Origin of the sequence: Gulosibacter sediminis (assembly GCF_030011715.1) — a bacterium.
Classification (GTDB): domain Bacteria; phylum Actinomycetota; class Actinomycetes; order Actinomycetales; family Microbacteriaceae; genus Gulosibacter; species Gulosibacter sediminis.
The window spans coordinates 55,639-70,263 of the sequence record NZ_JASCYH010000010.1 but is presented as its reverse complement, the minus strand read 5'-3'; the positions used below and the strand labels follow the sequence as shown (position 1 = coordinate 70,263).

Genomic DNA, 14,625 nt, shown 5'->3' with positions numbered 1-14,625 from the left:
GCGCCCCGCCCCTCGTCGTTCAGCTGGCTCAGCTACCTACTCGGCCGGCTTGTAGGCCGCGAGCGAGCGCTCGATGATCGCCTCGGCGTCGGCCGCCGAGCCCCACGAGTCGACCTTGACCCACTTGTTGGGCTCGAGGTCCTTGTAGTGCTCGAAGAAGTGCTTGAGCTGGTCGCGGGTGTTCTGCGGCGCATCCTCGAGCTCCTGGATGTGCGCGAAGCGCGGGTCCTTCGCCGGCACGCAGAGGATCTTGTCGTCCCCGCCCGCCTCGTCGGACATGTGCAGCACGCCCACGGGGCGCACCTTCAGGCCGATGCCCGGGTAGACGGGGTACTCGAGCAGCACGAGCGCGTCGAGCGGGTCGCCGTCGTCGGCGAGCGTGTGCTCGAAGTAGCCGTAGTCGACCGGGTAGACGAACGGGGTGAACAGCACGCGGTCGAGGTAGACGCGGCCGGTCTCGTGGTCGACCTCGTACTTGTTGTGGCTGCCACGAGGAATCTCGATGACGACGTCGTAGGTGCTCAATTCTGCTCCTGGTGTGAAGGGTCGCCCGGGGGCGTTGACGGCACCAGATTACCGCCCGCGCGCGGCGCGAGCCCGAACATCCTGTGACCACCCGACGGCGACGGAGTGGGCCGGTTGCTGAGCGCGATCAGCACTTCCGTGCAATCAGCGGCCTCGCCCGAGTACGATTGGGGTGTGACTGATCGACCCCGCCTCACCCCGCCGGTAGCCGATATTCGGCGCGCTGTGCGTAACTCGCTGCGCGGCGTCGCTGCCGAGGGCGATCTCGTGCTGGCTGCGCTGTCTGGCGGCCCCGACTCGCTCGCGCTCGCCGCGGGCCTTGCATTCGAGGGCCCGAGGGCCGGGATGCGCGTGGGCGCGGTCATCGTCGACCACCAACTTCAGCCGGGCTCGGGCGAGCAGGCCGAGCGCGCGGCCGAGCAGGCGCGCGGCCTCGGCCTCGACCCCGTCGTGATCGAGCGCATCGACGTCGTCGACGACGGCGCCGGCCCCGAAGCATCCGCTCGCGCGGCCCGCTACGGCGCGATCGACCGCGTGCGCGAACAGCTCGGCGCATCCTACGTCGTGCTCGGACACACGCTCGACGACCAGGCTGAGACCGTGCTGCTCGGCCTCGCGCGCGGCTCGGGCGGCAAGTCGCTGCACGGCATGGCCGTCGTCAACGGCCCGCTCGTGCGCCCGCTGCTCGGCATCCGCCGCGAAGAGACCAGCCAGGCGTGCGGCGACCAGGGCCTCGAGCCGTGGCACGACCCGATGAACGACGACGAGCGCTTCAAGCGCGTGCGCATTCGCAAGAACGTCATGCCGGTGCTCGAGTCCGAGCTCGGCCCCGGCATCGCCGAGGCGCTCGCGCGCACCGCGACGACGCTCCGCGAAGACTCCGAGACTCTCGACGCCCTCGCACTCGAATGGGCGCAAGAGATTGTCGACACCGATGCCGATGGTCGCGTCACGCTCGACGTCGGCGGCCTCGTCACGCAGCCGGCCGCACTCCGCCAACGCATTTGCCGCGCCGTGGCCGAGCAGGGCTTCGGCGTCTCGCTCTCGCGAGCGCACACCATGGCCGTCGCCGCGCTCGCCACCGAGTGGCGCGGGCAGGGCCCCATTGACCTGCCGGGCATCCGCGTCGAACGCAGCGCCGGCCGCCTGTTCTTCGGCTTCGCCGAGCAGGGCGTCGACGACACCGAGCACTAACGCCACCGCGAAAGGAACCACGTGCGCGCATCCGACATTGAGGCCGACGTCCGCGAAGTCCTGCTGAGCCGCGAGGAAATCTCCGAGCGCATCGGCGAGTTGGCTCGTGACATCGAGGCCGACTACGCCGACCGCACTCCCCTGCTCGTCGGCGTGCTCAAAGGCGCCGTGATGGTCGTGAGCGACCTCGCACGCGAGCTGCGCATTGCGCTCGAGATGGACTGGATGGCCGTCTCCTCATATGGCTCCGGCACCGTGTCGTCGGGTGTCGTGCGCATCCTCAAGGACCTGGACACCGACCTCACCGGTCGCGATGTACTCATCGTCGAAGACATCATCGACTCGGGCCTCACCTTGAGCTGGCTGCGCCAGAACCTCCAGTCGCGCGGCGCCGCCTCGGTCGAGATCTGCACGCTGCTGCGTAAGCCCTCGCGTCTCAAGGTCGACGTGCCCGTGCGCTACATCGGCTTCGATGTGCCGAACGAGTTCGTCGTCGGTTACGGCCTCGACTACGACGAGCGCTACCGCAACCTCCACGACGTCGTCGTGCTGCGCCCGCACGTCTACGGCGCCGACGAGGCCGACGCCGCGCGCCCCGTTGAGCCGGCCCGCAAGGTGTTCCGCCCGGGCATCGAAGAGCCCGCGCAGTAGCGCAGAGTCGGCTCTACGTCGGCCTAGCCCCGAATCTCGAACTCGGTGTCGCCGCGCGGCGGCTGCTCGCTCGTTTCGACGCCGTCGACGCTCGCCGAGCGCGGGCCGCGGTGCGCCCACGCGACGAGCCGGTCGACCGCATCCGCCTCGCCCTCGGCCTCGAACTCGACTCGACCGTCGAACAGGTTGCGCACGTACCCGCCGAGGCCGAGCCGCTGCGCCTCGTGGGCCGTCGAGTAGCGGTACCCGACGCCCTGCACAACGCCCGACACGTACCCTCGCACTCGCTTCGTAGCCATACGGCCAGGGTACGGATGCGCGCCCGGCAGCGGCTGGATGCTCGGGCCGGGCTGGCCTCCCTTTCGCAGGAGTTGCGATTTCGGGCTTGCGGTTGACGTAACGTCAACCGATAGCGTCGTGACCGCATCGAAGGAGGGCCCATGGAATGGTCGACTCACGAGGTGGTCGCCGCGACCGGCGTCACCTCGCGCACGCTGCGGCACTACGGCCAGATCGGCCTGCTGCCGCCCGACCGTGTCGGCCACGGCGGGCTGCGGTTCTACAGGCAGCCGTCGCTCGTGCGGCTGCAGCGCATCCTCGGCCTGCGCGACCTCGGCGTCGACCTCGCGAGCATTCGCGAGATCCTTGACGGCGAGCTCGACGACGTCGCCGCGCTGCACGAGCTGCGCGAGCGGCTCACGGGCGAGCGGGCGCGCATCCGCCGCCAGATCGCCGCCATCGATGCGACCATCACCGCAATCAACGAGAAAGAAGACATCATGCCGAAGGACATGTTCGACGGCTTTGACCACACGCAGTACGACGCCGAGGTGCGCGAGCGCTGGGGCACCGAGGCTGCCGACCGCAGCAACAGCTGGCGGGCGGGGCTCGGCGAGGCGGGCCAGGCCGAGTTCCGCGCCGAGCTCGACACGCTCAACGACGCCTGGGATGCGCGCATCACCGCCGGCGACGAGCCCGCGTCGGCCGCGGCGCAGCAGGTCGCGGCACAGCACGTCGCCTGGCTGCGACGCGCGTGGCAGGGCCAGCCGCTCACGGCCGACGCCCTGCGGGGCCTCGCCACCATGTACGCCGACGACCCGCGCTTCGCCGCAAACTACACCCGCGCATCCGAGCACGGCGCCGAGTTCGTGCGCGACGCCCTGCTCGCCTACGCCGACAGCTCGCTCTAGGTGGAGCAGCCCAGGCGCGGTCAGCGACAAGTGGCGCCGTCGGCATCGCGCCAGTTGTCGTTCACAGCGCCACTCACACCCGCGCCCCGGCGCTCACAGCGCGACAGCGAAGAACAACGTGGCCACCCCAACCACAAAGAATCCCCGGTGCGTGAGGCGAATCGTTCGCCCACGCACCGGGGATTTCGTGGTCGGGGTGGCTCGCGCCTAGCCCTCGATCGAGGCGGGCGGCCGCGGCGCGCCCTTCGGCGGGGCGATGCGCGCGAAGTTGCCCGCGTTCGCGGTGGCCGAGCCGGTCGACTCGCTCGAGCCGTCCATCCCGCCGCGACGGTTCGGTGCCGCATCCCAATCGCGCTCGACGACGCGCTTTTGCACGATGATCGCGACGACGAGAATGACGAGGCCGATCACCGCGAGCAGCACGGCACCGAGCACCGCGCCAGCGTTCGCGCCGTAGCCGATGAGAATACCGAACCAGCCGAAGTCGGCGTCACCGAAGGTCGTGTTCGCCGAGCCGAAGCTGCCGAGCACCTGCATGAGGAACGCGGGCAGGAACGTGATGAGCAGACCGTTGACGAAGCCACCCGCGATCGCACCGCGGCGGCCGCCGGTCGCGTTACCGAAGACGCCCGCGGCACCACCGGTGAAGAAGTGCGGCACGAGGCCAGGCAGAATCACGGCGAGGCCGAATGCCGGGCCGAGCCAGGCGGCGAGCACGAACAAGCCGCAGAGGCCGGCGACGAACGACGAGAGGAAACCGATGAGCACGGCGTTCTGCGCGTACGGGAACACGATGGGCGCGTCGAGTGCGGGCACGGCGCCCGGCACCACCTTCGCCGCGATGCCTTGGAACGCGGGCACGAGTTCGCCGAGAATGGTGCGCACACCGAAGAGGATCACAGCGACCGCGATGCCGAAGCCGAGGCCCTGTGTGACCGACTGCATGAGGAAGTTGCCGACGTTGGTCGCGCCGCCGAAGGCCTCGAACGCCTCGGTCTCGCCGACGCGGATGAGGTAGATAACCGCGACGATGACGTACATGAGCACCATCGACAGCGCGGTGGCGACCATCGAATCGCGGAGGAAGCGCAGGCCCTCGGGCACCTTGATGTCTTCGGTCGAGCGGCTCTTGCCCTTCGGGTCGACGAGGCGGCCGACGGCACCCGCGGCGACGTAGCCGGCGGTGCCGAAGTGGCCAATCGCGACCGAGCCGTCGCCGGTGACCTTCTTCATCCACGGGTGCGCAAGCGCGGGCAGGGCGACCATGAGGATGCCCAGGAGCACAGCGCCGAGAATCACGACGACCCAGGTGTTCATGCCGGCCGAGGCCATGACGATCGTGATCATCGTCGCCATGAACAGCATGTGGTGGCCGGTAAGGAACACGTAGCGCAGCGGTGTGAAGCGCGCGAGTAGCAGCGCGACGACGAAGCCGAGGATCATGAGCCACGACACCTGCGCGCCGTACTCCTCCTGCGCGATGCCCGCGATGGCCTCGTTCGTCGGCACAACACCCTGCGCGCCGAGCGCGCCCTGAATCATGACGCCGAGCGGCTCGAGCGAGGCGGTGACGAGGCCCGCGCCGGCGCCGATGAGCATGAAGCCGAGGGTGGCCTTGATGCCGCCACCGATGACCGCGCCGGCGCTCTTGCGCAGCGCGATGAGCCCGACCGCGGTAATGATGCCGATGAGGTACGCCGGCACGCTAAGAATTTCGTTGACGAGGAACTGGGCGATCGCGTAGATCACGTCCATGGTGCTCTCCAATACCTAGAAGCTGAGGATGCGCTGGCCGAGTGCCGCGGTGCGCGAGCGGATGCGCGCCACGGCCCGACTGCCTGGTCGCGCGTTAGACGGCGTAGCGGCGGCGCAGCGCGCCGTCGATCTCCTGTTGCGAAGTGAAGTCGCCGATGATCTCGACGGGCACGCCGAGGTCGCCGAGCGACTCAGCGATGGCGCCGGAGGTGAGCACGAGGTCGGCTTCCTTCGACTTGCCCTTGGCCGAGATCGTGTCGGTCGCCTCGACCGTGAAGTACGGCGCCCAGCCCCACTTGCCGAGTACCTGCTCGAGCGTGTTTTTGAGGAAGATGCTCGTGCCGACGCCGTTGCCGCACACGGTAAGAATGTGCCCCTTCGACGCGACGGTGCCGGTGAGGTCGACCTCGCCGTCGTCGGCCGCGTGGCGGGGTGTGGGCTTCGCGGCGGCCTGCACCTGTGCCGGCTCACTCGTGAGCACCTCGAGCACGGCCTCGGGCGTATTCGAGGTGTCGAGCGCGGCCCGGCGCACCGGGTCGCCGAGCACGCCGGCGAGAGCGGCGAGCGCCTGCTGGTGCGCCGTCGAGTCGGCGGCGGCCAAGCCCATGACGATCGTGACCGGGTCGTTGGCACCGGCACCGAATTCGACGGGGTTCGCGAGGCGCACGAAGCTGAGGCCAGTGCGCTTCACGGACGCATCGGGTCGCGCGTGGGCGAGCGCGAAGCCAGGCGCGATGACGATGTACGGGCCGTGCTCGTCGATGGTCGCGAGCATCGAGTCGGTGTACTCGGGTTCGGTCGCACCGGTCTGCACAAGCAGCTCGCCCGCCGCGATGACGGCCGAGCGCCAGTCCTCGGCGGGAACATAGAGTTGCACGGCGTCGGTGGATATGAGAGAGCTGAGCTTGCTCACTTGGTCTCCTTTGTACGGTCCTCGCCGGGCGGGCGCCGGTTCACAGGACACTTTGTGCTACTCCAAGTCAACGTTGAAAAAATGCCCCCCGCAACTTTTCCTGTTGCGATCGCAAGTGGTAGGCGGCCAAGGCCGCCCGGATCGGCGCGCGCTACGCTGCAAGGGAAGCCATTACGAAGGAGCCCAGGTGCCGTACGCCATCAACTCAGACGACCTCCCCAACAGCGTCGACAAGCGCCTCGAACTACGTCCCCAGCACCTTGCGTGGCTGCGCGAGAACACCCCCCGCCTGCTCGCGGCAGGCGCCAAGCGTAACGAGGCTGGCGACCCCATCGGCAGCCTCGTTATCGTCGACGTCGAGACGCTCGACGAGGCCGAGTCGTTCGCGCAGGCCGACCCCTATTCGCAGCAGGGCCTGTTCGCAAAAGTCGAGATCTCGGCGTGGAACAAGTCGTTCTTCAACTTCGAAGACCTGATCTAGCCAGCCCATCGCCGCAGACGTGCCGCCCGCATCCTCGCCGAGGGTGCGGGCGGTTTAGCGCTCAGCCGCCGACGAACCGAGCGTACGGTCGCGGCCCGCGGCGAGCCCCGCGAACACGAGGCCTGTGACGCAGGCGAGCAACAGACCGAGGGTCGCCATCCAGCTACCCGTCGCCTCGAACAGGCCGCCGCCGACGATCGGGCCGAGGCCCGCGCAGAAGTAGCCGATCGACTGCGCCATGCCCGACATGCGCGCGGCATCGCCCGCGGTCGCGGCGCGCTCCGAGATGAGCCCGAGCGCGACGGGCAGCATCATGCCGGTCGTGAGGCCGATCATGACGGTCCACACGGGCATGAGGTGCGGCAGGAACATCCCACCGAGCAAGGCAATGGCGGTGATCGGCAGGAAGCCGACGGCGATGATCCGCTGGTCGCGCAAGCGGTTCATGAGCCAGGCAACGAGGAAGCCGAGCGGCATGCCCGAGACCTGCGCGATCGCGAGGTGCAGGCCCGCGTTCACCTCGCTCACGCCGCTGCTCTGTTCGATCGTCGGCATCCAGTTCACGAAGGTGTAGAACACGGTCGACTGCAACGCCATGTAGGCCGTGACCGACCACGCGATCGGCGAGCGCCAAATGTTCACGTGCGGCGAGTGATCGCTCGACGCGATGCCGAGCCGGTCGCGCCAGCCGCGCACCGCGAAGAGTGCGATCGCCACGACGACGACGGGTAGGGAAGCTGCGAGCGCGAGCCGCCACTGGCCGCCGGTCGTGTCGGTGATCGCCACGGCAAGGCCGGCGCCGAGGGCCGCGGTGCCGGTCATGGTGCAGGTCGTGATGCCGAGCACGAGCGGCGCGTTCGGCGCAAAGTCGCGCTTGACGAGCACCGGGAGCAGCACGTTGAGGGTCGCGACGCCAACGCCGAGCAGCGCGGTGCCAATCCAGAGCGACCACTCGGGCATGAGCAGGCGCAGCCCGAGGCCGACGGCGAGCACGATGAGGCTGAGCAGCGCCAGCCGGTCGAAGCCCAGGCGGCGGGCCAGCGGCGCGGTCGGCACCGCGAACAGGCCGAACGCAAGCACCGGCAACGCCGCGAGCGCCCCAACCTCGGTCGCGCTCAGGCCGACGTCGGCACCTATGCGCACCGCGAGTGGGCCGAACGCCGTGACGCCGGCGCGCAAGCTGCCCGCGAGCAGCACGACCGCGACGAGCGAGAACACGCGCGAGCCGCTCCAGAAACTCGCCTGCGTCATCTACTCAACCGCTCTCTCCCCTGCCGCGCGCCCCGTGTGGCCGCGACGCTCACAAGCATTCAGTCTCCCACTCCTATGAGGCTCGGGTGACCACGTGCGATGATGCGACTAGTCGTCGTCCCCATCGGTGAGCAGCGTCTCGCGGATGCGGCGCAGGTCTTCCATGAGCGACCCGATGAGAATCCAGCGCTGGCCGCGCGGCGCCGAGAGCTCGAGCGGTGCCGTGAGCGCCGGAATCGCCGAGGTGAGCGGCTCCGGGTCGACCTCGGCGAGGTGCACCGCGAGCCGCACGTCGTGGGCGCAGCGGCGCAGCTGCTCGGCGATGTCGTGCGCCATCGGCTCCTCGGGCAGCGAGTCGTCGTAGTGGTCGTAAAACGCGCGGGTCATGCCGATCACCTCGGTGACGATCGACTGCAGTTTCGTCTCGAGCAGCGCATCCATCTCGTCAAGCTGCTCGCGGTTCCTGCGGCCGCGCGGGTTGAGTGCGAGCGACTCCCGCGCCTCTTCGATGGCCTTGCGGCTCACCTCGACCATGTTGCGCAGCAGCCGCGCCTCGAGAATGAGGCCCTGCAGATCGCCGGGGCTCTGTGGCACCTCGAGGGCATCAGCGAGGCGGCCGAGCGAGGCTGCGAGCTCGGCACCGAGGTCGGCGACGCGCTGGCGCGCGGGCTCGACGTGCACCGGCGCGACGATGAGCATGTTCACGAGGAAGCCGATGATCGCGCCGATGATCGTTTCGATAATGCGGTCGAGCGCGAACTCGACGCTGCCGCCGCCCATGACGATGACGATCATGCCGCTAATCGCCATCTGGTTCAGCATGCCGAGGCTGAGGCGACCAGCCCAGCCGATGAGCAGGGCGACGGCGATGGCCGCGATCGCAGCGATCGCGTTGTGGCCGAAGATGCCGCCGAACACGGTTGCAATGATGACCCCGGCGATCACGCCGAGCGTGCGTTCGATGCCCTTCGACGCGGTCTGGTTGAGGTTCGGGGCGACGATGAGCAGCGCCGCGATGGCGGCGAAGATCGGCATGTCGACCTGGAGCGCGAACATCGACACAACCCACGACAGCGCGATGGCAATGAAGGTCTTTGCCACTTGCAACCACGGGATGCGCTTGGTCGCGAGGAGGGGCGAGAAGAAGCGCATGACTTTCAGCTTAGGCTGCCCCGCCGAATGCCGGGCGAGAGCGGATGCGCGCCCTACGCTGGTGACATGACCGCTTCTGTTCCTCAGTTGGTCGCGCTGCTCGATGGCTCGCTCGTCGATGTCGAAACTCCATTGCTGCGCGCTGACGACCTCGGCGTCGTACGCGGCGATGGCGTCTTCGACGTCGCTTCGTGCCGCGCCGGCCACGTGATCGACCTGCCCGCCCACCTTGACCGCCTCGCCACGTCGGCGCACATCCTTTCGCTGCCCGAGCCCAACCGCGCCGGCTACGAGCGCGCGGTCGCTGCGCTCGTCGACGCATGGGACTGGGATGCGCATCCCGAAGCGACCGTGCGCCTCGTCGAGACGCGCGGCCCCGAGTTTGGCGGCGACGCAACTTGCTGGGCGATGATGCAGCCGGTTTCTGCAGCGGTGCTGCGTGAGCGCGAGGGCGTGCGCGTCGTCGTGCTCGACCGTGGCCACGAAGCCGAAGAGACGAGCCAGCTGCCGTGGCTGCTGCCGGGCGCGAAGAGCCTGTCGTACGGCATCAACATGGCGGCGAAGCGCTGGGCGAAGGCGAACGGCGCCGACGATGCGATCTTTGTCACGCCCTCGGGTCGGCTGCTCGAGGGGCCGACGTCGGCGCTCGTGGTTGACCTCCACGGTGAGCTCGTAACGCCGAAGCAGGACGGCATCTTGCCGTCGACGACGCTGCGCGCGCTCATGGATGCCGCCGCCGAGGACGGCCTCAGCGTGCGCTTCGACGAACTGCCCCGCGAGGTGCTGTCGCGGGTGCAGGGCGCCTGGCTACTGTCGTCGGGTCGCATCCTCGCGCCGATCGAATCGGTTGACGGCGTCGACGTGCCGCGCTCGCCGCTGCACGGCCGGGTCGCGCGGATGCTGCGCGTGCCCGGATCCGCGTAGCTCGGCTTGTCGCTGAACGACGAAGCGGGGCGCCTCCTGTTGGAGACGCCCCGCTTCGTCATTGGTGCTAGGCCTGGTGGCCGCGGTTGCGCAGGTACGCGAGCACGGTCGGGTCGTTCGTCTGGCCAAGCCAGTCGAGCAGTTCGGGCGACGCGGCGGGCGCCGCCGCGAGGTACGGCCACAGCTCGCGGTGCTCCTTCATCGCTTCGAGCTCGGATGCGCTGGCGTCAGACTCGAGCGCCCGGCGTGCGAGCGAGGGCAGGTCGGCCCGCGCGGGCTCCTGCGGCGCGTCCTGCGCCTCGGGCGCCTCGACGCCGGTCGGCGCCGACTGCTCGGGCTGCGAGAGGTAGCCATAGCCCTGCTCGGTGTTCGCCTCGGTGGCCGACGATGCGGGCACGGATGCGCTGCTCGCGTCGGTCTGCTGCGAGGTGTCGCCGCCGAAGTTGACGCTCGGCTGGTAACCGTAGCTGTACCCCGAGTCCTGCGCCGGAGTCTCAGCGACGGCCGACTCGGTCGACTCAACTGAGGCGTCATCGGACGTCGCCGACTCAGCTGCCGCCTGATCGTCGCCACCACCGAAATTGACGCTCGGCTGATAGCCGTAGCTGTACCCCGAGTCCTGCGCGGGGGCCTCGTCGCTGACCGACTCGGTCGACTCCGTGGCGTCGCCGAAGTCGGCGCTCGGCTGCTCACCGTAGGTCGAGCCGTACGACTGCGAGTCATCGGTCGCCGCTTCGGTGGTCTCGGTTGCGGTTCCGCTCGTCTCAGCCGGCGTGGCGTCAGTTGCCGAGCTGTCGGTGCTCCAGCCCGGGGTCCAGCCGCTTTCGGTCTGCGCTTCCGGCTCGCCCGATGCATCCTCGGTCACGGTCGAGTCGGCGACGGGTGCGTCACCGTAGCTAGCCGCGGGTGCGCCGTAGCCGGTCGAGTCAGCCGAGGCCTCGTCGCTCGCGGTTTCCGCACCCTGTTCCGTTGCGGTGTCGGCGTCTGCCGACTCCGCAACCGGGCTTTCGGAACGCGTCGGGGTTGCGCCGGTCTCGAGCGAGCCCCAGGCCGACGACGACTGCTGCGTGGACGACTGGAAGCCGTAACCGCCCGACTGCTCGGTGCCGGCCACGGCTGCTTCAGGCTCAGTCGAGTCTGCGTTGTCGGCGCTCGCCTCGTCGGCGTTGGCCGAGTCGGTGTTCGCTTCGTCGGTGCTCGACGCGCTGGTGCCGTAACCGGCGTAGCCGCCGAAGGGCGCGGCGTCGGTCGTCGACTCCGATGCGGGTTCGTCGTTCGATGCCTGCTCGGCGGCGGAATCGCTCGAGTCGGTTGCGCAATACGCGGCGTACCCGGTCGAGGTCTCGGCCTCGGTCGTCGCGTCCGAAGCCGCGTCGTCGGTCGACTCGCTCGTGGAAGGCGCGCCGTAGCCGGTGTAGCCGGTGTAGCCGGTCGAGGCCCCGGCCTCGGTCGTGGCGCCCGAAGCTGCGTCCGCGTTCGACTCGGTCGCCTCGTCGTCGTTCGACGAGGCGGCGGCCGCGCCAACGGCGGCCGTGCCGGCAGCCGCCGCCCCGAAGCCGGCCCACGCGGGTGCGCCGAAGCCGGAGTCGGCTGCGTTCTCGTCGCGCTGCGTCTCGGCGGTGGCCGAGTCGCTTGCGATCGCGGAGTCGTTCACGATTGCCGAGTCGGACGCGGCCTCAGTTGCGCCGGCCCGCTCGCTTGCTGCGGGCTGGCCGTAGCCACCGAACGGCGACTGCTGCTGCGCGGCCCCGGGCTGGCCGAACGAAGCCTGCTCGTTCTGCGCTGGCGCTGCGTCGGCCTGCTGCTGGCCGTAACCGCCCTGCGCGGGCTGGCCGAATGCACTGCCCGGCTGCGGGGGCTGGCCGTAGCCGCCCTGCGGCTGGTTCGGCGCATCCTGCTGGCCGTACTGGCCCTGCGCACCGGCCGCGTCGCGCTGGCCGTAGCCGCCCGACTGCTCAGCGCCGGACTGCTGCTGGCCGTACTGACCCTGCTGCTGACCGAACGACTGCTGCTGGTTCGACTGGCCGAAGCCCTGCTGCGGCTGCTGGCCGTAACCCTGGTTGCCCTGCTGCTGGTCGAACTGCTGCTGACCGAACTGCTGGCGCTGCTGGCCGTAGCCCTGTTGTTCCTGCTGCTGACCCTGCTGGCCGTAGCCCTGCTGCGGGCCGGGCTGCTGGCCAAAGTTCTGGCCGCCCTGGCCGCCAGTCTTCAGCGCGGTGCCAGTGGCCACGAAGTGCTGCTTCAGTGCAGGCACGAAGAGGACTCCCGCGGCGAGAATCAACGGCAGCAGCACGTAGATCGCGAAGATGTAGACGGCAGGCACCGTGCTGGCGCCGATCGCGTTCAACATGCGCTGCTCGATGAGGCCGAAGATCATCGCGATGATGCCGATGCCGGCGATGCCGCCCGTGATGATGAGCAGCACGAGCTGCGAGATGCGCGGCAGCTGACCCGCGGCCTGCTGCCGCGGCTGGCCCTGCTGTGGGAACCCGCCCTGGTGGAGCTGCTGCGGAGGCGTGGCCTTGCCGCGCAGCACGAAGTAGCCGTACACAGCGGCACCCGCGATGACGACCGAGAGCACGAGGATGATCACGGTGAGCGTGACTCGACCGCTGTCCTGCTCTGCACCGTCGTAGACCGGGATAAACGAACCGATCGCGCCAAGCGCCGCCGTCAGAGCGACCGCCGCGATCGCGAGCAGCGAGAGGCCGAGCGCCGAGAACCAACGCACGGTCGGCTCGATCGGCTTGGTCGAGCGCTGTGCCTCGGGCGAAAGCGCGAGGGCACCGAGCGGAGCTGCGGCCACGAGCGCGAAGGGCACAAAGCCTGCGCCGCCCGAGAAGGCGGCGAGCGGCACGACCGACTCGATGCCGGTGATCGAGAAGGCGAGGCCGAAGGTGCCGTCGAGGATCCAGGCAAGCAGCGCCGCGGCACCAATCGCGATGGTCGCGATGCGGGCCGGCTCGGAGCCGAGGTTGGCGAGCAGCGCCGGGGCGAGGCCGATCGCAAGCGCAAGCAGGACGCCGAAGACGACCTTGAGGATGATGCCGACCGGGTTGACCGAGCCGTAGCTGCCGAACGCGTCGGCGAGCGCTGCCGCGAACAAGATCGAGCCGATGATCAACACGAGCGCGCCGAGGGCGACGATGCCGACGAGCAGCCAGCTGAGGACCTTCGTCGCGGTGACCGCGATCGGGTTGACCTGGTCACGGTTCGGGCCGGCCTCGTAGTCCCGGCTCTGCACGTTGAGCGCGGCACCCGCGAGAGCAACGGCCGCACCGGCACCGAGGCCGATGAATGCGACGTCGAGGCTGCCGTCGAACTTGCTCGAGGTCGTGATCGCGTTGACCACATCAAAGACGAAGTACACGACGAACGTCACGATAAACGGCACCTGTGCGGCGGCGCGAATAAGGTAGAGCGTGTTTTGCGGCATGCCGACGATGCCGAAGCGCGTCACGATCTGCAGGATGCCCGCGAGCGCCGCGACGATCGAGGTGAGGACCGGCGCGATCTCGGTCGCGGTGAGCGCGATGCCGCTGCGGGTCTGCGCGACGTGCCACACCATGACGAGCGCGATGAGGGGCAGCGCGGCGCCGCCGATGTCGCGCACCCAGTCGAGCTTCGAGCTCTTGAGCAACTGCGGGCGCGGGCGAGGCTGCGGCGGGGGCGGGGGCGGGGCGAACTGCCCCTGCTGGTTGAACTGGCCCTGCTGAGCGGGCTGGCCCGCGTATCCGCCAGGCTGCTGCTGGCCGTAGTCGGGCTGCCCCTGCTGGCTGCCAAACTGACCCTGCTGGTTCTGACCGTATTGACCGGGCTGGCCCGCGTATCCGCCAGGCTGCTGGCCCTGCTGACCGTAGCCCTGCTGCTGGCCAAACTGACCCTGCTGCTGGCCATAGCCCTGCTGGTTCTGCCCTGGCGCGCCCTGGCCGTAGCCTCCCGAGGGAGCTCCGTACCCGTTCGGCTGATTCGAGTAGCTGTCGCTCACTGCTGCTCCTTCGCGCGCGGCGGCGAACTGTCACCACGCTCATGAGTTCTGGTGGGTTCGACCCCGCAGCGCACCGCCGTTGAGCAGCCCTCACTGAGGAGATCGTGTGAAGCCTATCCGCCGCTTGCGACAAAACCCCGGGCCTCGACGAAATCTGCGTAACGCGACGACGAATCTCAACCGCAGGTTGGACTCGGCGGTGGGTCGATGCCATCGAATGGCTGATGTTTCGCCGGGGAGATTCCCCCAAGAAATCGCGTCTAAGCTCACTTCATGGAGAACATTTCCGTTGCAGAACTGCACAAACTGGGTGAGAACATCACGCTCATTGACGTGCGTGAGAACGACGAGGTCGCCGAGGTGCGCATCCCGTTCGCGACGGTGATTCCGCTGAGCGAGTTCGCGGATCGCATGGACGAGGTGCCCGATGAGGGCGCCTACATCATGTGTCACGCGGGCGGCCGTTCGGCGCGCACCGTCGACTTCCTCGAACGCTATGGCAAGCACGCGACCAACGTCGATGGCGGCATTTCGCAATGGGAGGCCGAGGGCTTCCCCGTCGAACGCGGGTAGCGCGGCGCCCTTCTGCGGAAACGTGACC

General features: G+C 69.1%; 13 protein-coding genes. 6 read left to right on the top strand and 7 right to left on the bottom strand.

Going from position 1 to position 14,625, the window contains the following annotated elements; all coding sequences use genetic code 11:
- Positions 1 to 36: 36 nt before the first annotated feature.
- Positions 37 to 525 carry an inorganic diphosphatase gene (locus QM019_RS05325; RefSeq protein WP_125107622.1) on the bottom strand — a complete coding sequence of 163 codons (489 nt, stop codon included), beginning with the start codon at positions 523 to 525 and terminating at the stop codon, positions 37 to 39.
- Positions 526 to 699: 174 nt separating this feature from the next.
- Here QM019_RS05325 and tilS point away from each other — a divergent pair, with 174 nt between their 5' ends.
- Together tilS and hpt are read left to right on the top strand one after the other, a co-directional pair.
- Positions 700 to 1,719 (top strand): tRNA lysidine(34) synthetase TilS, encoded by a 1,020-nt coding sequence (gene tilS, locus QM019_RS05320; RefSeq protein ID WP_282852165.1) that lies wholly within the window; start codon positions 700 to 702, stop codon positions 1,717 to 1,719.
- A 21-nt stretch (positions 1,720 to 1,740) separates the two neighbouring features.
- Positions 1,741 to 2,370: a hypoxanthine phosphoribosyltransferase gene (hpt, locus tag QM019_RS05315; RefSeq protein WP_282852164.1), complete on the top strand. Its 630-nt coding sequence runs from the start codon at positions 1,741 to 1,743 to the stop codon at positions 2,368 to 2,370.
- A gap of 23 nt (positions 2,371 to 2,393) precedes the next feature.
- Here hpt and yccX read toward each other — a convergent pair whose 3' ends face one another.
- Positions 2,394 to 2,669 (bottom strand): acylphosphatase, encoded by a 276-nt coding sequence (yccX, locus tag QM019_RS05310; RefSeq protein WP_282852162.1) that lies wholly within the window; start codon positions 2,667 to 2,669, stop codon positions 2,394 to 2,396.
- A gap of 141 nt (positions 2,670 to 2,810) precedes the next feature.
- Between yccX and QM019_RS05305 the strand changes: the two genes are divergently transcribed.
- Entirely contained in the window at positions 2,811 to 3,560 is a 750-nt protein-coding gene (locus QM019_RS05305) for a MerR family transcriptional regulator (protein WP_282852161.1), read from the top strand.
- Positions 3,561 to 3,767: 207 nt separating this feature from the next.
- Here the strand turns inward: QM019_RS05305 and ulaA are convergent, their stop codons facing one another.
- Positions 3,768 to 5,315, bottom strand: coding sequence for a PTS ascorbate transporter subunit IIC (gene ulaA, locus QM019_RS05300; RefSeq protein WP_282852160.1), 1,548 nt, complete (start codon positions 5,313 to 5,315; stop codon positions 3,768 to 3,770).
- A 94-nt stretch (positions 5,316 to 5,409) separates the two neighbouring features.
- Positions 5,410 to 6,228 (bottom strand): PTS sugar transporter subunit IIA, encoded by an 819-nt coding sequence (locus tag QM019_RS05295; RefSeq protein WP_282852159.1) that lies wholly within the window; start codon positions 6,226 to 6,228, stop codon positions 5,410 to 5,412.
- Positions 6,229 to 6,415: 187 nt separating this feature from the next.
- Between QM019_RS05295 and QM019_RS05290 the strand changes: the two genes are divergently transcribed.
- The gene (locus QM019_RS05290; protein ID WP_125107615.1) at positions 6,416 to 6,709 is read left to right on the top strand and encodes a YciI family protein; all 294 of its coding nucleotides are present in this window, start codon (positions 6,416 to 6,418) and stop codon (positions 6,707 to 6,709) included.
- A gap of 54 nt (positions 6,710 to 6,763) precedes the next feature.
- On the opposite strand, the gene QM019_RS05285 is transcribed toward QM019_RS05290, so the two are convergent.
- The gene (locus QM019_RS05285; protein WP_282852158.1) at positions 6,764 to 7,960 is read right to left on the bottom strand and encodes an MFS transporter; all 1,197 of its coding nucleotides are present in this window, start codon (positions 7,958 to 7,960) and stop codon (positions 6,764 to 6,766) included.
- Between the two features lie 108 nt (positions 7,961 to 8,068).
- The gene (locus QM019_RS05280) at positions 8,069 to 9,112 is read right to left on the bottom strand and encodes an FUSC family protein (protein WP_282852157.1); all 1,044 of its coding nucleotides are present in this window, start codon (positions 9,110 to 9,112) and stop codon (positions 8,069 to 8,071) included.
- 66 nt (positions 9,113 to 9,178) lie between these two features.
- Here QM019_RS05280 and QM019_RS05275 point away from each other — a divergent pair, with 66 nt between their 5' ends.
- A complete protein-coding gene (locus QM019_RS05275) occupies positions 9,179 to 10,036 on the top strand; it encodes an aminotransferase class IV (RefSeq protein ID WP_282852156.1) in 858 nt (285 codons plus the stop codon).
- Between the two features lie 67 nt (positions 10,037 to 10,103).
- Here the strand turns inward: QM019_RS05275 and QM019_RS05270 are convergent, their stop codons facing one another.
- Positions 10,104 to 14,024, bottom strand: coding sequence for a DUF7937 domain-containing protein (locus QM019_RS05270; RefSeq protein ID WP_282852155.1), 3,921 nt, complete (start codon positions 14,022 to 14,024; stop codon positions 10,104 to 10,106).
- A gap of 273 nt (positions 14,025 to 14,297) precedes the next feature.
- Here QM019_RS05270 and QM019_RS05265 point away from each other — a divergent pair, with 273 nt between their 5' ends.
- Positions 14,298 to 14,597, top strand: a complete 300-nt coding sequence (locus QM019_RS05265) for a rhodanese-like domain-containing protein (RefSeq protein WP_125107610.1) — start codon at positions 14,298 to 14,300, stop codon at positions 14,595 to 14,597.
- Positions 14,598 to 14,625 lie beyond the last annotated feature (28 nt).

Bases quoted from the DNA above. Each gene is read 5' to 3' on its own strand.
- QM019_RS05275 (WP_282852156.1), top strand. From the start codon at position 9,179: ATGACCGCTTCTGTTCCTCAGTTGGTCGCGCTGCTCGATGGCTCGCTC.
- ulaA (WP_282852160.1), bottom strand. From the start codon at position 5,315: ATGGACGTGATCTACGCGATCGCCCAGTTCCTCGTCAACGAAATTCTT.
- QM019_RS05265 (WP_125107610.1), top strand. From the start codon at position 14,298: ATGGAGAACATTTCCGTTGCAGAACTGCACAAACTGGGTGAGAACATC.
- QM019_RS05285 (WP_282852158.1), bottom strand. From the start codon at position 7,960: ATGACGCAGGCGAGTTTCTGGAGCGGCTCGCGCGTGTTCTCGCTCGTC.
- QM019_RS05305 (WP_282852161.1), top strand. From the start codon at position 2,811: ATGGAATGGTCGACTCACGAGGTGGTCGCCGCGACCGGCGTCACCTCG.
- yccX (WP_282852162.1), bottom strand. From the start codon at position 2,669: ATGGCTACGAAGCGAGTGCGAGGGTACGTGTCGGGCGTTGTGCAGGGC.
- QM019_RS05280 (WP_282852157.1), bottom strand. From the start codon at position 9,112: ATGCGCTTCTTCTCGCCCCTCCTCGCGACCAAGCGCATCCCGTGGTTG.